The 18,821-nt window shown below is 72.6% G+C and carries 18 protein-coding genes; 13 read left to right on the top strand and 5 right to left on the bottom strand.

Translation table 11 applies throughout. The features are described 5' to 3' along the window. Window positions 1–40 precede the first annotated feature (40 nt). The 10 genes from VFW24_04495 to VFW24_04450 are packed head-to-tail and all read left to right on the top strand — an operon-like array spanning window position 41 to window position 9,904. Window positions 41–817, top strand: coding sequence for an enoyl-CoA hydratase family protein (locus tag VFW24_04495; GenBank protein HEX5266008.1), 777 nt, complete (start codon window positions 41–43; stop codon window positions 815–817). Window positions 818–839: 22 nt separating this feature from the next. Next, window positions 840–1,697, top strand: coding sequence for a CoA-transferase (locus VFW24_04490; protein ID HEX5266007.1), 858 nt, complete (start codon window positions 840–842; stop codon window positions 1,695–1,697). After that, entirely contained in the window at window positions 1,694–2,467 is a 774-nt protein-coding gene (locus tag VFW24_04485) for a CoA-transferase (protein HEX5266006.1), read from the top strand. Before VFW24_04490 ends, VFW24_04485 begins: the two co-directional genes overlap by 4 nt. Continuing rightward, window positions 2,464–2,934, top strand: coding sequence for an OB-fold domain-containing protein (locus tag VFW24_04480; protein ID HEX5266005.1), 471 nt, complete (start codon window positions 2,464–2,466; stop codon window positions 2,932–2,934). Before VFW24_04485 ends, VFW24_04480 begins: the two co-directional genes overlap by 4 nt. Then, window positions 2,931–4,124, top strand: a complete 1,194-nt coding sequence (locus VFW24_04475) for a lipid-transfer protein (protein HEX5266004.1) — start codon at window positions 2,931–2,933, stop codon at window positions 4,122–4,124. The genes VFW24_04480 and VFW24_04475 overlap by 4 nt, the downstream gene beginning before the upstream one ends. A gap of 22 nt (window positions 4,125–4,146) precedes the next feature. Continuing rightward, window positions 4,147–5,316: an acyl-CoA dehydrogenase family protein gene (locus VFW24_04470; GenBank protein HEX5266003.1), complete on the top strand. Its 1,170-nt coding sequence runs from the start codon at window positions 4,147–4,149 to the stop codon at window positions 5,314–5,316. Between the two features lie 30 nt (window positions 5,317–5,346). Next, a complete protein-coding gene (locus VFW24_04465; GenBank protein HEX5266002.1) occupies window positions 5,347–6,339 on the top strand; it encodes an acyl-CoA dehydrogenase in 993 nt (330 codons plus the stop codon). Between the two features lie 11 nt (window positions 6,340–6,350). Further along, window positions 6,351–7,265, top strand: a complete 915-nt coding sequence (locus VFW24_04460; protein ID HEX5266001.1) for an SDR family oxidoreductase — start codon at window positions 6,351–6,353, stop codon at window positions 7,263–7,265. Window positions 7,266–7,295: 30 nt separating this feature from the next. Continuing rightward, window positions 7,296–8,864, top strand: a complete 1,569-nt coding sequence (locus VFW24_04455) for a FadD3 family acyl-CoA ligase (protein HEX5266000.1) — start codon at window positions 7,296–7,298, stop codon at window positions 8,862–8,864. Beyond that, window positions 8,861–9,904, top strand: coding sequence for an alpha/beta hydrolase (locus VFW24_04450; protein HEX5265999.1), 1,044 nt, complete (start codon window positions 8,861–8,863; stop codon window positions 9,902–9,904). Before VFW24_04455 ends, VFW24_04450 begins: the two co-directional genes overlap by 4 nt. 46 nt (window positions 9,905–9,950) lie before the next feature. Here the strand turns inward: VFW24_04450 and VFW24_04445 are convergent, their stop codons facing one another. Genes VFW24_04445 through VFW24_04425 form a run of 5 tightly spaced genes read right to left on the bottom strand, consistent with a single transcriptional unit; the run spans window position 9,951 to window position 14,449 of the window. After that, window positions 9,951–10,499: a TIGR03086 family metal-binding protein gene (locus VFW24_04445; protein HEX5265998.1), complete on the bottom strand. Its 549-nt coding sequence runs from the start codon at window positions 10,497–10,499 to the stop codon at window positions 9,951–9,953. An 11-nt stretch (window positions 10,500–10,510) separates the two neighbouring features. After that, window positions 10,511–11,098, bottom strand: a complete 588-nt coding sequence (gene cysC / locus VFW24_04440) for an adenylyl-sulfate kinase (protein HEX5265997.1) — start codon at window positions 11,096–11,098, stop codon at window positions 10,511–10,513. Continuing rightward, the gene (locus tag VFW24_04435) at window positions 11,095–12,348 is read right to left on the bottom strand and encodes a GTP-binding protein (protein HEX5265996.1); all 1,254 of its coding nucleotides are present in this window, start codon (window positions 12,346–12,348) and stop codon (window positions 11,095–11,097) included. The genes cysC and VFW24_04435 overlap by 4 nt, the downstream gene beginning before the upstream one ends. Beyond that, window positions 12,349–13,260, bottom strand: coding sequence for a sulfate adenylyltransferase subunit CysD (gene cysD, locus VFW24_04430; GenBank protein ID HEX5265995.1), 912 nt, complete (start codon window positions 13,258–13,260; stop codon window positions 12,349–12,351). It lies immediately after the preceding gene. A gap of 37 nt (window positions 13,261–13,297) precedes the next feature. After that, a complete protein-coding gene (locus VFW24_04425; protein HEX5265994.1) occupies window positions 13,298–14,449 on the bottom strand; it encodes an acetyl-CoA C-acetyltransferase in 1,152 nt (383 codons plus the stop codon). A 26-nt stretch (window positions 14,450–14,475) separates the two neighbouring features. Between VFW24_04425 and VFW24_04420 the strand changes: the two genes are divergently transcribed. The 3 genes from VFW24_04420 to VFW24_04410 all read left to right on the top strand — a co-directional run. After that, window positions 14,476–16,956, top strand: a complete 2,481-nt coding sequence (locus VFW24_04420) for a glycoside hydrolase family 3 C-terminal domain-containing protein (GenBank protein HEX5265993.1) — start codon at window positions 14,476–14,478, stop codon at window positions 16,954–16,956. Then, on the top strand, window positions 16,953–18,551 hold the full coding sequence (locus VFW24_04415) for a carboxyl transferase domain-containing protein (protein HEX5265992.1): 1,599 nt from the start codon (window positions 16,953–16,955) through the stop codon (window positions 18,549–18,551). The genes VFW24_04420 and VFW24_04415 overlap by 4 nt, the downstream gene beginning before the upstream one ends. A gap of 13 nt (window positions 18,552–18,564) precedes the next feature. After that, on the top strand, window positions 18,565–18,821 hold a 257-nt coding region (locus tag VFW24_04410; protein HEX5265991.1), incomplete at its 3' end, for a biotin carboxylase N-terminal domain-containing protein.

Below are 18,821 nucleotides of genomic sequence, written 5' to 3'. Positions count from 1 at the left end.
GGAAGGCGGCCAGCGGAGAGGGCCGCCTAAGTTGCGGGATGTGAGCCCGCTCGTGACCAACGTGCACCCCGGCGGCATCGCCGAGGTGGTCATGGAGAACCCCCCGGTCAACGCCCTGAGCGTGGCGGGCTGGTTCGAGCTGGCCGAGACGGTGCGCCGGCTCGGGGAGGACCGCTCCACCACCGCCCTCGTGCTGCGGGCCGAGGGGCGGGGGTTCAACGCCGGCGTGGACATCAAGGAGATGCAGAACACCGAGGGCTTCGAGGCCCTGGTCGGCGCCAACCGGGGGTGCTACGCGGCGTTCGCGGCCGTCTACGAATGCGCCGTACCCGTGATCGCCGCCGTGCACGGTTACTGCCTCGGGGGCGGCATCGGCCTGGTGGGCAACGCCGACATCATCGTGGCGTCCGAGGACGCCACCTTCGGGCTCCCCGAGGTCGACCGGGGCGCGCTGGGGGCGGCCACCCACCTGGCACGGCTGGTGCCCCAGCACAAGATGCGGGCCATGGTGTACACCTCGACCGTTGCCACCGCCGCCGAGCTGCACCACTACGGCTCGGTGCTGAAGGTCGTCCCCCGCGACCAGCTGCGCCCGGTGGCCTTCGAGGTGGCGGAGGCCATCGCCACCAAGCTCCCCGGTGTCGTCCGCGCCGCCAAGGAGTCGCTCAACGGCATCGACCCCGTCGACGTGAAGCGCTCGTACCGCTTCGAGCAGGGCTTCACCTTCGAGCTCAACCTGCTCGGGGAGGGGGACAAGGCGCGCGACGCCTTCGTCGAGAAGGGGGCGGCGGCCACCGGACGGGAAGGCGCCTCTTGAGCACCGCGACCGGAGGGCCGTCGTGAGCACGGACAAGCGCCTGTCCGAGGAGGACGTGGTGGCCGAGCTCGCCGACGGGATGACCATCGGCATCGGGGGATGGGGCAGCCGGCGCAAGCCCATGTCCCTCGTCCGGGCCGTCGCCCGCTCGTCGCTGCGGGACCTGACCCTCGTCACCTACGGCGGTCCCGACGTCGGGATCCTCTGCGCGGCCGGCAAGGTGCGCCGGGTCGTGTACGCCTTCGTCTCCCTCGACACCATCCCGCTCGATCCCCACTTCCGCGCCGCCCGGCAGTCGGGGGCGGTCGAGGACGAGCCGTGGGACGAGGGCCTGTTCCTGCTCGGTCTGCAGGCGGCGGCGTGGCGGGTGCCGTTCCTGCCCAGCCGCGTCGGGTTGGGCTCCGACCTGCCACGGCTCAACCCCCGCCTGGGGACGGTCCGGTCCCCTTTCGCTGACGGGGAGGAGCTGGTGGCGGCCCCCGCCCTCACCCTGGACGCCGCCCTGTGCCACCTCGACCGCGCCGACGCCCGGGGCAACGCCGCCTTCCTCGGTGCCGACCTCTACTTCGACGACCTCTACCTGCGCGCCGCGCCGGGCCGGCGGTTCGTGTCCACGGAGAAGGTCGTGCCCACGGCCGATCTGGCCAAGGAGGCCGGGACCGAGCTGCGCCTGCGGATCAACCGGTCGATGGTCGACGGAGTGATCGAGCGGGCGGGCGGCGCCCACTTCACCGAGTGCCGGCCCGACCACGAGCGCGACGAGGCATTCCAGAAGGAGTACGCGGCGTCGGCGGCCTCGGCGGAGGCGTGGGCCGGCTTCCGGGCCGACTGGATCGACCTCCCCGAGGAGGACTACCAGGCCAGGGTGCGGGCCCGGTGAGCGCCGCCCCTTCCGGAGTCACCCGGGCCGAGGTATGCGTCACCGCCATAGCCGAGTGCTTCCGCGATGACGGGGAGACCCTCGCCAACCCCATCGGAACCATCCCGATGATCGGCGGACGGCTGGCCCGGGCCAGCTTTTCCCCCGACCTCTTGATGACCGACGGGGAGGCGGTGCTGATCGCCAACGACGAGGCCTTCGAGTGGCCCGGCGGCAAGGTCGTCGAGACCTACAACCCCTACCGGGCCATGTTCGACGTGGTGTGGTCGGGACGGCGCCACGTGATCATGGGCGCCAGCCAGATCGACGCCTCCGGGAACCAGAACTTCGCGTCCATCGGGGACGACTACCAGCGGCCCAAGGCCCAGCTGCTCGGGTTCCGGGGGGCGCCGGGCAACACCGTGAACAACGCCACCAGCTACTGGGTGCCGAACCACTCCCCCCGCGTGTTCGTCGAGAAGGTCGACGTGGTCACCGGGGTGGGTTGGAACCGGGCGGCGGAGGCGGGCCCGGCCGCCCTGCGCTTCATCGACCTGCGCCGGGTCGTCACCAACCTGGCGGTCATGGACTGGGAGACCCCGGAGCGCCGCATGCGCCTGCGCTCGGTGCACCCGGGCGTGGCGGTAGACGAGGTGGTGGCCGCCACCGGGTTCGAGCTGGTGGTTCCCGACGATGTCCCCGACAGCCGGCTGCCGACGCCCGACGAGCTGCGCCTGATCCGGGAGGTCATCGACCCCGCCGGCCTGAGGGAGAAGGAGGTCCCGAGTTGAGCACCACCCCCGTACCCGCCATCGAGGGCTGGTTCACGGTGGAGGACCAGCCCCACCTGCTGGGCCGTCACTGCCCCAGGTGCGGGACCTACGCCTTCCCCCCGACCGTGTCGTGGTGCCCGAACCCCGCCTGCGACGGCGAGGACCTGGAGACCGTTCCGCTCTCGCGCCGGGCTCGGGTGTGGAGCTACACCGACGCCCGCTATCAACCGCCGCCTCCGTACGTGGTGACGACCGAGCCCTACGAGCCCTTCGCCATCGTGGCGGCGGAGCTGGAGGAGGAGCACATCGTCGTGCTGGGCCAGGCGGCCGAGGGGTTGACCACGGCCGACCTCCGGGTCGGCCAGCCCGTCGAGCTGGTGCTCGAGACGCTGTACCAGGTCGACGGCAGCGACCACCTGGTGTGGAGGTGGCGGCCCGTGGCGGGAGGAGCCCCGCCGAACGGAGTCGAGGGGAGCGGGCGATGAGCGACCACGACGTGGCTGTCCTCGGGGTCGGCATGCACGCGTGGGGCAAGTGGGGCCGGCCCTTCGTCGAGTACGGGATGGTGGCGGCGCGTGAGGCGCTCGCCGACGCCGGGATCAGCTGGCCCGACGTCCAGCTGGTGGCGGGCGGGGAGACGGTCCGCAACGGCTACGTGGGCTACGTGGCGGGATCGACGTTTGCCCGGGCCCTGGGCTGGACCGGTGCCCGGGTGTCCACGAGCTACGCGGCGTGCGCGTCGGGTGCCAGCTCGCTGGAGACAGCGCGCACCCGGATCCTGGCCGGCCTGTGTGACGTGGCCCTGGTGATCGGGGCCGACACCACCCCGAAGGGGTTCCTGGCCCCCAACGCCGGGGACCGCTGGGACGACGCCGACTGGCTCCGCTTCCGGCTGATCGGCGCCACCAACCCGACCTACTTCGGGCTGTACGCCCGCCGGCGCATGGACCTGTACGGCGCCACGCCGGAGGACTTCGCGGCGGTGAAGGTCAAGAACTCGCGTCACGGCTTCGCCAATCCCTACGCCCGGTACCGCAAGGAGGTGACCGCCGAGGAGGTGGAGGCGTCCCCGGTGGTGGCCGACCCGCTCCGCCTGCTCGACATCTGCGCCACCTCGGACGGGGCGGCGGCGGTGGTGCTGACGTCGATGGACTTTGCCCGGAGCCGGGGGGTGAGCAGTCCCGTGCGCGTACGCGGCGTGTCGACGGTCACGCCCCGCTACCCGAACGTGACGCCGGACCTGCCGGACATCGCCACCGACTCGGCGGCGGTGGTCGAGCCTCCGGCCGTCGGCTTCCGGCCGTCGATCACCAAGGCGGCGTACGAGGAGGCGGGCATCGGCCCCGAGGACCTGAGCCTGGCCGAGGTCTACGACCTGTCCACCGCGCTCGAGCTCGACTGGTACGAGGACATCGGGATCTGCTCGGAGGGAGAGGCCGAGAAGCTGCTGCGCGCCGGGGAGACGACCCTCGGCGGGCGCATCCCGGTGAACCCCTCCGGGGGGCTGGCCTGCTTCGGCGAGGCCGTGCCCGCCCAGGCCCTGGCCCAGGTGTGCGAGGTGACGTGGCAGCTGCGCGGCCAGGCCGGCGAGCGGCAGGTCGAAGGCGCCCGGGTGGGTGTCACCGTGAACCAGGGCCTGTTCGGGCACGGGTCGTCGGTGCTGTTGTCGGTCTGACCGGCCGCCACGGGACGCACGAGTGGATCTGACCTGGAGCGACGACGAGGAGGCGTTCCGGGCCGAGGCCCGGGCCTGGCTGGAGGAGCACCTGGCGCGCTGGCGCGAGCAGTGCGGAGGCGCGCCGGCGTCCGGGGACACGGCGGAGGGCTTCTCCCAGCAGATGGTGTGGGAGGAGATGTTGTTCGAGGCCCGGTGGGCGGTGGTCTCGTGGCCCGAGGAGTACGGCGGCCGGGCGGCGTCGCTGTGGGAGTGGCTGATCTTCGAGGAGGAGTACTACCGGGCGGGGGCGCCCCAGCGGATCACCCAGAACGGGATCTTCCTCCTGGCTCCGACGGTGTTCGAGGTCGGAACCGACGAGCAGCGCGACCACATCCTGCCGCGCATGGCGGCGGCGCAGGACCTGTGGTGCCAGGGGTGGTCGGAGCCGGGGTCCGGATCGGATCTGGCCAGCCTGCGGTCGACGGCGCGCCCGGTCGACGGTGGTTGGGTTCTCGACGGGCAGAAGACGTGGACGACCCGGGGGGCGTTCTGCACCCACCTGTTCGGCCTGTTCCGCTCCGACCCCGGGCAGGAGCGCCACCGCGGCCTCACCTACCTCCTGGTGCCCCTGGACCTGGAGGGCATCACCGTTCGGGGGTTCGGGCGGTTGGACGGTGACACCGGCTTTGCCGAGGTGTTCTTCGACGGCGTCTTTCTCCCCGACGCCGGGCCCCTGGGGCCGACGGTCCTCGGCGAGGTGGGGCGGGGCTGGAACGTGGCGATGGCCACGACCTCGTCCGAGCGGGGCCTGACCCTCCGGTCCCCGGGACGGTTCATGGCCACCGCCGACCGCCTCCTCGCGCTGTGGCGGAACGTCGACGGCCCGACGCGGGCGCCGCACCTGCGCGACCGGCTGGTCGACGCCTGGATGCGCGCCGAGGCCTACCGGGTGCAGACCCTGGCGGTGGTGAGTGACACGCTGGCCGGCCGGCCGGCGGGCGCGGCCACGTCGCTCGTCAAGCTGTGGTGGTCCGAGCTCGACGTGGAGCTGCACGACCTGGCCCTGCAGCTCCTCGGCCCGGAGGCCGAGGTGGAGGGGCCGTGGTCGAAGGGCTGGCAGTTCTCGCTGTCGGGACCGATCTACGCCGGCACCAACGAGATCCAGCGCAACATCACCGCCGAGCGGGTGCTCGGCCTGCCCCGCAGCTGACGCCCGGTCTCGTCGCCCGCTTCCGACACCATGGACTTCCGCTTCAGCGAGCTCGACCAGTCGTTCCGGAACGGTGTGGGCGCCGTCCTCGACGAGCGCTGCACCCCGGCCCTCGTCCGCTCCGCCTGGGACGCGGCACCGGGCGGCACCGACCGCTCGGCGTGGGAGGCGCTGGCGGGCATGGGGGTCCTCGACGCCCTGGTCGCCGAGGACGAGGGTGGCCTCGGACTGGACGAGCGCTCGGTGGTGCTCGTGTTTCAGGAGGCGGGCCGGGCCGGCCTGCCCGATCCGATCGTGGAGACGGCCGCCGTGGCGGCGCCGCTGCTCGGGTCGCGGTTCTCGGGGTCGGGAGCGGTGGTGGCCAGCGACCTCGGCACCTCGACCGGGCCGGGGCCTTCTCTGGTGCCGTGGGCGGCCGATGCCGACCACCTCCTGCTCGGCGGGGCGGATGGTCGCCTGCACCTGGTGGCGCCGGCCGAGGTCGGGCTGGAGCGGGTCGAGACCGTCGACGGCAGCCGGCGGGCCTGCCGAGTGGACTGGGAGCCGGGGCCGGCCACGGTTCTGGACGTGCCGGCGGTGGCGGTGGCCCGGGCCCGCGAGCGCGGCGTGCTCGCCACCGCCGCCCAGCTCGTCGGGCTGGCCGAGCGGATGCTCGAGATGGCCGTCCACTACGCCGGCCAGCGGGAGCAGTTCGGCGCCAAGATCGGCTCGTTCCAGGCGGTGAAGCACCACCTGGCGAACGCCGCCATGGTCCAGGAGTTTGCCCGGCCCGTCGTCCACCGGGCGGCGTGGTCGCTGGCCACCGGCGCCGCCGACGCCGAGCGGGACGTGTCGATGGCCAAGGCCATGGCCTCCGACGCCGCCCTGGTGACGGCGCGGGTGGCCCTGCAGTGCCACGGCGCCATCGGCTACACCACCGAGTACGACCTGCACCTGTACATGAAGCGGGCGTGGGCGCTGGCCCGGGCCTGGGGGGACTCCGCCGCTCACCGCCGGCGGGTGGGCCTCAGCCTCGGCGTGTGATGATGGCCGGCATGAGCGGACTGTGCGCGGGGCGAGTGGCGATCGTGACTGGCGCGGGCCGGGGCCTGGGCCGGGCCCACGCCCTCGAGTTGGCGCGCCAGGGCGCCAAGGTCGTGGTAAACGACATCGGGGCCGAGCTCGACGGCACCGGCGGCTCGAGGGGGCCGGCGGCCGACGTGGTCGGGGAGATCCGATCCGCGGGCGGGGAGGCCGTCGTCAACGGGGACGACGTGGCGGACTGGGAGGGCGCCCAGCGCCTGGTCAACACGGCCATGGAGACGTTCGGGCGCCTCGACGTGGTGGTGAACAACGCCGGGTTTCTCCGCGACCGCATGTTCGCCAATGCCGTCGAGGAGGAGTTCGACGCGGTGATGCGCGTGCACGTGAAGGGCCACTTCGTGGTCGGGCGGTGGGCGGCGGCGTTGTGGCGGGACCAGGCCAAGGCGGGACAGCGGCCCGACGCCCGCATCATCAACACCACGTCGGGGGCGGGGCTGATGGGCTCGGTCGGCCAGTCGGTGTACTCGGCGGCCAAGGCCGCCATCGCCGGGCTCACCCTCGTGCAGTCCGCCGAGCTGGCCCGGTACGGGGTCACGGCCAACGCCATCGCCCCGTCGGCGCGGACGCGCATGACCGAGGCGGTGTTCGCCGAGACCATGTCCCGTCCCGACGATCCGGGGGCGTTCGACGCCATGGCGCCGGAGAACGTCTCCCCGCTGGTGGCGTGGCTGGCGTCGGCCGAGTCGGCGGGGGTCACCGGCCGGGTGTTCGAGGCCGAGGCCGGGAAGGTGTCATTGGCCGATGGCTGGCAGCACGGGCCCGAGGCGGACAAGGGCCGGCGGTGGGAGCCCGACGAGCTGGGGCCGGTCATCAAGGAGCTGCTGGACAAGGCGCCACCGCCGGCCCCGGTTTACGGCGCGCAGTAGTCGGGCCGGCCGACAGTGGGCGCCGGCGCCGTGGGTGCGCCGCTCGAGTGGGACACCATCCCCCGGCTCGTCCGGTGGGCGGTGGAGCGCTTCCCGGAGAGCGAAGCGGTCATCGACGGGGACCTGCGCCTGACCTACGCCGAGCTGGGGGCGCGGGTGGAGCGGGCCGCCCGGGGGTTCGTGGCCGCCGGTGTCGAGCCGGGGGACCGGGTGGCGCTGTGGGCCCCCAACGGGGCGGCCTGGGTGGAGGCGGTGCTGGGTCTGGAGTCGGTGGGAGCCGTGCTGGTCCCGCTCAGCACGCGGTACAAGGGCGCCGAGGCGGCCTACATCCTCGGCCGCAGCCGCACCCGGGTGCTGGTGGCCGCCGGGGAGTTCCTCGGCGTGGACTTTCCCGCCCTGCTGGCCGGCTACGACCTGGCCGACCTCGAGCGCCGGGTGGTGCTCGGGGCGGTGGCGCCGGAGGGATGGCAGACGTGGGATGCCCTGCTGGGCGCGGGCGAGGGCGTTCCCCCCGCGGTCGTGGACGAGCGGGCGGCGAAGGTGGGGCCGGACGACCTCTGCGACCTCATGTTCACGTCGGGCACGACCGGGGCCCCCAAGGGGGTGATGGCCCGGCACGGGACGACGCTGCGCGTATTCCGCGAGTATCGCGACATCGTGGGGCTGCGCCCCGGTGACCGCTACCTCATCGTCAACCCGATGTCCCACTCCTTCGGCTACAAGGCCGGGGTGCTGGTCGCGCTGATGAGTGGGGTCACCATGGTCCCGATGGCGGTCTTCGACGTCGACGGCGTGTTCGAGGCGGTCGCCACCGAACGGATCTCGATGCTGCCGGGGCCACCCACCCTCTACCAGTCGCTGCTGAACCGCCCGAAGCGCGACGCCGCCGACCTCTCGAGCCTGCGCCTGGCCGTCACCGGGGCCGCGGTCATACCCACCGAGCTGGTCCGGCGCATGCTCGACGAGCTGGGCTTCGAGAGCGTCATCACGGCTTACGGCCTCACCGAGGCGTCGGGCTTCGTTACCTCGTGCCGCCAGGGGGACGACATCGACACCATCGCCACCACGTCGGGACGGGCCATCCCGGGCGTCGAGGTCCGGATCGTCGACGACGACGGCAAGGAGGCCGAGCGCGGCCAGCGGGGGGAGATCGTGTGCCGGGGCTACAACGTCATGTCGGGTTACTTCGAGGACCCCGAGGCGACGGCCGAGGCCATCGACGCCGACGGGTGGCTGCACACGGGGGATGTCGGGACGATGGATCCGGGCGGCAACATCCGGGTCACGGACCGGAAGAAGGACATGTTCATCGTCGGGGGCTTCAACGCCTACCCGGCCGAGATCGAGAACCTCCTGCTCCGGCATCCCGGGGTGGCCCAGGTGGCCGTGGTCGGCGTGCCCGACGAGCGGATGGGGGAGGTGGGGGTGGCCTTCGTCGTCCCGGTGCACGGCGTGACGGTGGCCGGTGAGGAGATCGTCGACTGGGCCAAGGGGGAGATGGCCAACTACAAGGTCCCGCGCCGGGTGCACGTCGTCGACTCCCTGCCGGTCAACGCGGCCGGAAAGGTGCTCAAGTTCGAGCTGCGCCGACGCGGATGAGCGGTGACGAGCGGGCCGCCCGCTGGAAGGAGAGAGGCGGCTACTTCCGCTGGGCGCCCGGTGACGGGGCGGCGGAGGAGGTCGGCGTCTTCCACGTCGAGTCAGGCGGGCCCGACGCCCCGGTGCTGCTGCTCGTCCACGGCTTTCCGACCTGCAGCATCGACTGGTACGAGGTCGTCGAGCTCCTGGCCGACCGGTACCGGGTCTGCACCCTCGACTTCCCGGGCTACGGCTTCTCCGACAAGCCGCTCGGCTGGGGATACGGGATTGCCCGGGACGCCGAGCTCCTGGCCTTCTACGTCCGGGAGATCCTCGGCGCCGGGCCCGTGGTGGTGATGGCCCACGACCGCGGGTCGAGCGTGGCCCTCAACTACGCCCTGGCGACGTCGGCCGGCGGCCCCGATGGCGCCACCGCCCCGGCGGTCGAGCACCTGGTTCTGACCAACGCAAACCTCTTCCTGCCGCTGTCCAACCTCACCGACTTCCAACGGGTGGTGCTCGACGCGACGACGGCGCCGGCGATGCTGGAGCGGCTGACGCCCGCGCTGCTGGCGGCGGGAATGGGGTCGACGACCTTCTCCCCGCCGCGGCCACCGGACCACCCCGACGTCGAGGCCCTCACCGCCACGTTTACCCACGCCGACGGAATCAGGGTCCTCCACGAGACCATCCAGTACCTCCGGGAGCGGGCGGAGCACGAACGCGAGTGGCTCGAGCTGCTGGCGGGCAGGGACATCCCGACCACGGTCATCTGGGGCCTGCTGGACACCGTTTCCCCACCGCGCGTCGCTGCTCACGTGTGGAGCGAGTTCCTGATGCTCAAGCCGGGCCGGAACCGCTTCTATCTCGTTCCCGGAGCCAACCACTACCTCCAGGTCGACCGGCCCGAGGCGGTGGCGGCGGCGTTTCTCCATGCCGAGGATCGGGGCTCCGATCCGACCCCCGGTCAGATAGGTCCCGAGCCGGGCTCACCCGTGCTGGTCGACGGGTCGCGCCCGCGACTGCCTTCACCGTCGGAGGTGCTGGCCGGCAAGCCGTGACGCAGGCGCGCCGGAGCGCGGTGGCGCCGAACGGCCGGTCCGACCCCTACGCCCGCCGGCCCAGGAAGTACAGGAACTCGGTCTGGGCGTCCGCCCCCGCCGGCGGGTCCAACCGGGGCCCGAACACGTTGGGCTGGCGGATCATGGCGTCCATCGGCTTGAGCGCCTCGTGGGCCCGGCGCACCGACTCCTCGTCGAGGGTCTCGTCGGCGCCGACCGCCCGGGCCAGGTCCCAGGTGTGCACGAGCAGATCCATGTTCACGAAGCGGCCGATGATCTCACCGGCCGGCATCTTCCCGACCGGCCCGTCGATCTCCTTGGCGAGGGCCTCCTGATCTCCGGTGATCTCGGCGATGGCTCCGGAGGCCTCCTTCCACGCCCGGGCGGCATCCTCGTCCGCTCCGAGCGGCTTGGACTCCCCTCCCCGCACCCCGGCGACGACGCCGCGATGGCCTTCGACGACGTGGGCCACGGGGTCGCGCGCCTTCCACCCCTCGCACGGGGACACGGCGTCCCACTTGGCGGGAGTGACGGTGCCGACCACGGCGTCGAATCCACTGGCGATGCGGCGATAGCTGTCCTGGACCTCGGTCATGGACGGCGAGCCTACGCTCCCAGCAGGCCGATGACCGCGGCCGCCGCCTCGTCGACGGACGCCGCGGCGCCGGCGATCTCGAGGTCCGGTCGGTCCGGCTCCTCGTACGGGCTCGACACACCGGTGAAGCCCTCGATCTGGCCCGACCGGGCCCGCTCGTACAGGCCCTTCGGGTCCCGCTCCTCGCAGACCGCGAGCGGGGTGTTGACCCAGACCTCGAGGAACGGGAGCCCCGCCTCCTCGTGCAGGTGGCGGGCCGCCTCCCGCCCGGCCCGGAACGGGCTGATCAGCGAGACCAGCGCCACCACGCCGGCGTCGGCGAAGAGCCGGGCCACCTGCGCCACCCGCGCCACGTTGGCCTCCCGGTCCGAGTCGGAGAACCCGAGGTCGGCGGTCAGGCCGTGGCGGAGGTTGTCCCCATCGAGCAGATACGCGGGCCGGCCGGCGCGGACGAGGGCGGCCTCGACGGCGGTGGCGATCGTCGACTTCCCCGATCCCGACAGACCCGTGAACCACACCGTGACGCCCGGCGCCCCGAGGGCGGCCCAGCGCTGGGACCGGTCGAGGTGGCCGTGGTGCCAGGTGACGTTGGAGCTCAAGCCTCTCCGATGATCATCCCGCCCGCCACCGTGGCGCTGGTGTGCTCGTCGACGAGGATGAAGCTCCCGGTGGCGCGGTTGCGGCGGTACTCGTCGAAGAACAGCGGCTGGGTGGTGCGCAGGCTCACCCGCCCGATCTCGTTGAGGGACAGCTCGGGGGCGTCCTCGTGGCGGTGCAGGGTGTTGACGTCCAGCCGGTAGTGGAGGCTCTTGACCAGGGCCCGGGCGCTGCGGGTGGTGTGCTTGATGAAGTACTTGCTCCCCGGCTGCAGCTGGGAGCGGTCGTCCAGCCAGGCGATCATGGCGGTCAGGTCCTGGGAGGCGGTCGGCTGGTTGTGGGGCCGGCAGATCATGTCCCCGCGGGAGATGTCGAGCTCGGTGGACAGCCGCATCGTCACCGCCATCGGCGGGAAGGCCTCCTCCACCGAGCCCGCCATGGTGTCGATGGCGGCCACGGTCGAGGAGAACCCGGAGGGCAGGACCGCCACCTCGTCACCCACCCGGAAGCTGCCCCCGGCCACGGTGCCGGCGTAGCCCCGGTAGTCCCCCTGGCCGTTCTGGGGCCGGATCACGTACTGCACCGGGAAGCGTGGGTCGATGAGGTTGCGGTCCGACGCGATGTGCACCTCCTCCAGGTGATGCAGGAGCGAGGACCCCTCGTACCAGCCCATGCTGGCCGAGCGGTGCACCACGTTGTCCCCGTGGAGGGCGGACAGCGGGATGAAGGTGAGATCGGAGATGTCCAGCTTGGCGGCGAAGGCGCTGAACTCGGCCCGGATCGACTCGTAGACCGACTGGTCGTAGTCGACCAGGTCCATCTTGTTCACGCACAGGACCAGATGGGGCACCCGCAGCAGCGAGGCCAGAAAGGCGTGCCGGCGGGACTGCTCGACGATGCCCTTGCGGGCGTCGACCAGGATGAGGGCCAGGTCGGCGGTCGAGGCGCCCGTGACCATGTTGCGGGTGTACTGGATGTGGCCGGGGGTGTCGGCGATGATGAACTTGCGCCGGGGCGTGGAGAAGTACCGGTAGGCCACGTCGATGGTGATGCCGGCCTCCCGCTCGGCCCGCAGGCCGTCGGTGAGAAGGGCCAGGTCGGTGTACTCGTCGCCCCGGGCCCGGCTGGTGCGCTCCACCGCCTCGAGCTGGTCCTCGAAGATCGACTTCGAGTCATAGAGGAGGCGCCCGATGAGGGTGGACTTGCCGTCGTCGACCGAGCCGGCGGTGGCGAAGCGGAGGAGCTCGCTCATCTAGAAGTAGCCCTCCTTCTTGCGGTCCTCCATGGCGGCCTCCGAGAAGCGGTCGTCGGCACGGGTGGCGCCCCGCTCGGTGATCCGGGTGGTGGCCACCTCGGCGATCACGGCCTGGTAGGTGGTGGCGGTCGACTCGACCGCCGCCGTGCAGGTGGCGTCCCCCACGGTGCGGTAGCGCACCGACATCTCGGTGATCTCCTCCCCGTCCGCCGCCGGGAAGAACTCGTTGACCGCCATCAGCATCCCGTCCCGGCGCACCACCTCGCGCCGGTGGGCGAAGTAGATCGACGGCAGGGGCATGTCCTCGGTCGCCAGGTAGGACCAGACGTCGAGCTCGGTCCAGTTGGACAGCGGGAAGACCCGGATGTGCTCCCCCTTGGTGTGGCGCCCGTTGTAGAGGTGCCACAGCTCGGGGCGCTGGTTCTTGGGGTCCCACTGGCCGAACTCGTCGCGGAAGGAGAACACCCGCTCCTTGGCCCGGGCCTTCTCCTCGTCCCGGCGCGCCCCCCCGAACACGGCGTCGAAGCCGTGGCTGGTGATGGCGTCGAGAAGGGAGGTCGTCTGCAGGCGGTTGCGCGAGGCCAGGGGGTGCTCCTCGCGTACCCGGCCGGCGTCGATCGACTCCTGGACCGAGGCCACCACCAGGCGCACCCCCCATTCGGCCACGATCCGGTCCCGGTACTCGAGGACCTCGGGGAAGTTGTGGCCGGTGTCGACGTGCATGACCGGGAAGGGGACCGGGGCGGGAGCGAAGGCCTTCTGGGCCAGGCGCAGCATGATGACCGAGTCCTTGCCCCCGGAGAACAGCAACACGGGGCGCTCGAACTCGGCGGCCACCTCGCGGATGATCTCGATGGACTCGGCCTCGAGGGCGTCGAGGTAGGAGAGCTCGTAGTGGGTCGAGGTCATGATCGGATGGTGCGGACGGTGCGAGCCAGCCGCCGGCTCAGCCCAGCCTCTCGATGATCGTGACGTTGGCCTGGCCGCCGCCCTCGCACATGGTCTGCAGCCCGTAGCGCCCGCCCGTCCGCTCCAGCTCGTTGAGCAGGGTGGTCATGAGCCGGGCCCCGGTGGCGCCGAGGGGATGACCGAGGGAGATGGCGCCGCCGTTCACGTTGACCCGGTCGAGGTCGGCCCCGGTCTCCTTCTGCCACGCCAGGACCACGGACGCGAAGGCCTCGTTGATCTCGACCAGGTCGATGTCCGACAGCTTCATCCCGGTGCGCTCGAGGGCGTACTGGGTGGCCGGGATCGGGGCGGTGAGCATGTAGACGGGATCGTCGCCGCGCACGCTCACGTGGTGGATGCGGGCGCGGGGCCGCAGCCCGTGCGCCTTGAGGGCGGCCTCGCTGACGATCAGCATGGCGGCGGAGGCGTCGGATATCTGGGAGGCGACGGCGGCGGTGATCCGCCCCCCCTCCCGCAGGGTCGGCAGGGAGCGGATCTTCTCCCAGTTCGGCTCCCGGGGGCCCTCGTCGCGGCCGGCCTCACCGACCGGGACGATCTCGTTGTCGAAGCGTCCCTCGGCCTGGGCCTTCAACGCCCGCTCGTGGGAGCTGACGGCGAACTCCTCCATGTCCTCCCGGCTGACGGCCCACTTCTCGGCGATCATGTCGGCGGCCCGGAACTGGCTGATCTCCTCACCCCCGTAGCGGGCGGCCCATCCCGGGGAGCCGCTGAAGGGGTCCTCGAAGCCCAGCTCGGTGCCGGCCAGCATGGCCGACGAGATCGGGATCCGGGACATCTGCTGGACCCCACCGGCGACCACGACATCCTGGGTCCCCGACATGACCCCCTGGGCGGCGAAGTGGATGGCCTGCTGTGCCGACCCGCACTGCCGGTCGACGGTGGTGCCGGGCACGGTCTCGGGCAGCCCGGCCACCAGGGCGCACGTCCGGGCGATGTCCCCGGCCTGGCCCCCGATGGTGTCCACGCACCCGAACACGACGTCGTCGACGGCGGCGGGATCGATGCCCGTGCGCTCGACCAGGGCCCGGATGCTATGGGCGCCCAGGTCGGCGGGATGGAGGGCGGAGAGACCCCCGCCGCGCCTCCCCACGGGGGTGCGGACGGCGTCGACGATGAAGGCTTCTCCCATCCCCCCAGGGTACCGTCGGGACCCCGATGGCCGACATTGACAAGCTCGTGGCGGAGATGACGCCGGAGGAGAAGGCGTCGCTGACCGCAGGCCGGGACATGTGGTCGACCAACGGCGTGCCCCGCCTCGGCATCCCCCCGGTGCGCGTCACCGACGGCCCCAACGGGGCCCGGGGAACGGCCATGGGATCGGCGGGGCCCCGGTCGGTGTGCGTCCCTTGCGGCTCGGCCCTGGGGGCCACGTGGGACCCCGACCTCCTCGGGCGGATCGGCGAGCTGCTCGGCCGGGAGGCGCGGCGGAAGTCGGCGCGGGTCCTGCTGGCCCCGACGGTCAACATCCACCGGTCCCCGCTCGCGGGGCGGAACTTCGAGTGCTACTCGGAGGACCCCCACCTGTCCGGCCGGCTGGCGGCGGCGTTCGTCCGGGGCGCCCAGTCCCAGGGCGTGGCGACGACCGTCAAGCACCTCGTGGCCAACGACGCCGAGTTCGAGCGCCACACCATCAGCTCGGTGGTCGACGAGCGGGCGCTCCGCGAGATCTACCTCCTCCCGTTCGAGATGGCGGTCCGTGACGGCGGCGCCCTCGGGGTCATGACGTCGTACAACCGGCTCAACGGGCGCTACAACACCCGCCGGCGGGACCTCCTGCAGGGGATCCTCCGGGACGAATGGGGCTTCGAGGGCTTCGTGCTCACCGACTGGTACGGCGCGGCGGACACCGAGGAGTCGGCCCGGGCCGGCCTCGATCTCGAGATGCCCGGTCCGGGCCGGGCGTTCGGGCCCGCCCTGGCCGCCGCCGTGGCCGCCGGGCGGGTCGACCCCGCAGACCTCGACGGGGCGGCCCGGCGACTCCTCAGCGTCTTCGACCGCCTGGGCGCCCTGGACGACGCCGGGGACGGTCCCGAGGAGGCGATCGACGATCCCGCCGACCGGGCCCTGGCCCGGGAGGCCGCCACCGGGGCCGCGGTCCTGCTGGCCAACGACGGGCTCCTCCCCCTGGATCCGGCCGGGACGGGGTCGGTGGCCCTGATCGGACCGCACGCCGTGCGCCCCCGGGCCATGGGCGGGGGCTCCTCGGCGGTGCGCCCCCACCACCGCGCCAACCTCCTCGAGTCGCTCGGCGCCGCCCTGGGCACCGGGGTCCATCTGGTCCACGAGCCCGGCTGCGGCATCGACCGCGGGGTGCCCACCCTCAAAGCCGAGGTCCTCCGGACCCCGGGCGGGGACGCCGGGATGGAGCTGGAGGTGTTCGCCGGCCCCGACCTGACCGGCCCCGCCGTCCACCGGGAGGTGGCGGGGGAGACCAAGTTCTTCTCCATCGGCTCGCCCGCGGCCGGGGTGCCCGACGAGGGGTTCTCCCTGCGGGCCATCGCCCGGTACCGGCCCGAGCACGGGGGGCCCCACCGCTTCTCCCTGCTCCAGGCAGGGCGGGCCCGGCTCACCGTCGGCGGCCGGGTGGTGATCGACGGCTTCGCCGACCCGCCGCCCCGCGGGGACGCCTTCTTCGGCCTCGGGTCCCAGGAGGTCGACGCCGCCGTCGACCTGGCGGCGGGGACCGAGGTGGAGATCGTCGTCGAGTACTCGGCCGAGGGGGCGCCGGCGGTGCACGCCTGGACGATCGGTTGCGCCCGCCCGCTCCCCGCGGACCTGATGGAGCGGGCCGAGGCGGTGGCGGCCGCCGCCGACGTGGCGGTGGTGGTCGTCGGCAACGACGACGACTGGGAGACCGAGGGCCAGGACCGCACCTCCCTCGATCTCCCCGGCCGCCAGGACGAGCTCGTCGAGCGGGTGGCCGCCGCCAATCCCAACACCGTCGTCGTGGTCAACGCCGGTGCCCCCGTGGCCCTCCCGTGGGCCGACCGGGTCCGGGCCGTGCTCTGGTGCTGGTTCGGCGGCCAGGAGCTCGACGGGGCCCTGGCCGACGTCCTCGTGGGCAAGAGCGACCCCGCCGGCCGCCTCCCCTTCACCCTGCCCCTGCGCCTGGAGCACAACCCGTCCTACGGCAACTTCCCCGGCGAGAACGGGGAGGTCCGGTACGGAGAGGGCGTCCTCGTCGGCTACCGCTGGTACGAGGCCCGGGATCTCCCCGTGGCCCACCCCTTCGGCCACGGCCTGTCGTACTCGACGTTCAGCATCGGCGCGCCCCGGCTGTCCTCCCCGACGGCCGACGCCGGCCACACCCTCATCGTCGACGTTCCCGTCACCAACACGGGGGACCGCCGGGGGGCCGAGGTGGTCCAGCTCTACGTCCGCCCCCTCGACGCCCGGGCGTTCCGGCCGCCCCAGGAGCTCAAGGCCTTCCGGAAGGTGTGGGTGGACCCCGGCCAGACCGTGACCGCCAGCCTCGAGCTGGACGGGCGGGCGTGGGCCCGCTGGGACCCGGGTCAACCGTGGCTGGCCGACGCCGGGGCGGGATGGAGGGTCGACCCCGGCCGTTACCTCCTGGCCGTCGGCCGCTCCTCGGCGGACATCGCCCACGAGGTCGTGGTGGAGGTGGCCGGGGAGTGAGGGCGCTGCGATCGGGCGTAGACACCCGGTCCGAGGCCTACCAGGCCAACCGGGCCGCCATGCTCGAGCGCCTGGCGCTGGTGGCCGGGCTGCAGGCCCAGGCCAACGGCGGCGGGGGGCCGCGCTACGTCGAGCGGCACCGCGGCCGGGGGAAGCTGATGGCGCGGGAGCGCGTCGAGCTGCTGCTCGACGCCGACTCCCCTTTCCTCGAGTTGTCGACGCTGGCGGCGTGGGGGACCGAGTACGACGTCGGCGGGAGCATCGTCACCGGCCTCGGCGTCGTGTCGGGTGTGGAGTGCATCGTCACCGCCCACGACCCGACGGTGAAGGGCGGGGTCTCGAACCCCTACACGTGGCGCAAGGTGCTGCGGTCCCTCGAGATCTCGCGGGAGAACCGCCTGCCCCACATCAACCTGGTGGAGTCGGGGGGAGGGGACCTGCGAAACCAGGCCGACCTGTTCATCCCCGCCGGCCAGCTGTTCCACGACCTGACGGCGCTGTCGGCGGCCGGCATCCCGACCATTGCCCTCGTGTTCGGCAACTCGACAGCGGGCGGGGCCTACGTACCGGGGATGTGCGACTACGCCGTGATGGTCAAGGAGCGGGCCAAGGTGTTCCTCGGCGGTCCCCCGCTGGTGAAGATGGCCACGGGGGAGGACTCCGACGACGAGGAGCTGGGTGGGGCCGAGATGCATTCGCGCGTGTCCGGCCTGTCCGACTACCTGGCCGCCGACGAACAGGAGGCCATCCGCATCGGCCGGGAGATCGTGGCCCACCTCAACTGGCGCAAGCTCGGCTCCCGGCCGGCGCAGGCGCCCCTTGACCCCGCCTACGACCCGGAGGAGCTGCTGGGGGTGGTGAGCGCCGACCTGCGCGTTCCCTTCGACCCCCGCGAGGTGCTGGCGCGGGTGGTCGACGGCGGGCTGTTCGAGGAGTACAAGCCGGCTTACGGCCCCTCGCTCGTGACCGGGTGGGCGTACCTGCACGGCTGGCTGGTGGGGATCGTGGCCAACGCCCGGGGCGTGCTGTTCAACGAGGAGTCACAGAAGGCCACCGAGTTCATCCTCCTCTGCAACCAGACCGACACCCCGATCCTCTTCCTGCAGAACACCACCGGCTACATGGTCGGTCGCCACTACGAGCAGCGGGGCATCGTCAAGGACGGCGCCAAGATGATCAACGCCGTGTCGAACAGCTCCGTGCCCCACCTGACCCTGATCATGGGCGCGTCCTACGGCGCGGGCAACTACGGCATGTCGGGGCGGTCCTACCACCCCCGCTTCCTGTTCTCCTGGCCCAGTGCCAAGACCGCCATCATGGGTCCGGAGCAGCTGGCCGGGGTGATGTCGATCGTGGCCCGCCAGGCGGCCGAGGCCGCCGGGAGGCCGTTCGACGAGGAGGCCGACGCCCGGTCCCGCGCCGAGCTCGAGGCGCGCATCGAGGCGGAGTCCGACGCCCTGTTCATGACCGGGCGGGTGTACGACGACGGGGTGCTCGACCCGCGCGACACCCGGGCCGCGCTGGGCATGGCCCTGTCGGCCTGCCACTCCAACGTGATCGCGGGGACGCGCGGCTTCGGCGTGTTCCGCATGTGAGGTCCGTTCCGGAGTGACCGAGCTGCACAAGCTCCTCGTGGCCAACCGCGGCGAGATAGCCGTGCGCATCTTCCGCACCGCCCGGCAGATGGGGCTGGCCACGGTGGCGGTGTTCTCCGATCCCGACCGCCGCGCCCCCCATGTGCGGGCGGCGGACGAGGCGGTGCCGCTCGGCGGGGCCTCGCCGGCGGAGTCGTACCTGCGCGTCGACGCCCTGGTCGACGCCGCCCTGAGGTCGGGAGCCGACGCCGTCCATCCGGGCTACGGCTT

The organism is Acidimicrobiales bacterium (assembly GCA_036273495.1).
In the GTDB taxonomy this organism is placed as follows: Bacteria; Actinomycetota; Acidimicrobiia; order Acidimicrobiales; family JAJPHE01; genus DASSEU01.
Note: the sequence above shows the minus strand (reverse complement) of the source record. Positions and strands in the feature narration are given on the sequence as shown.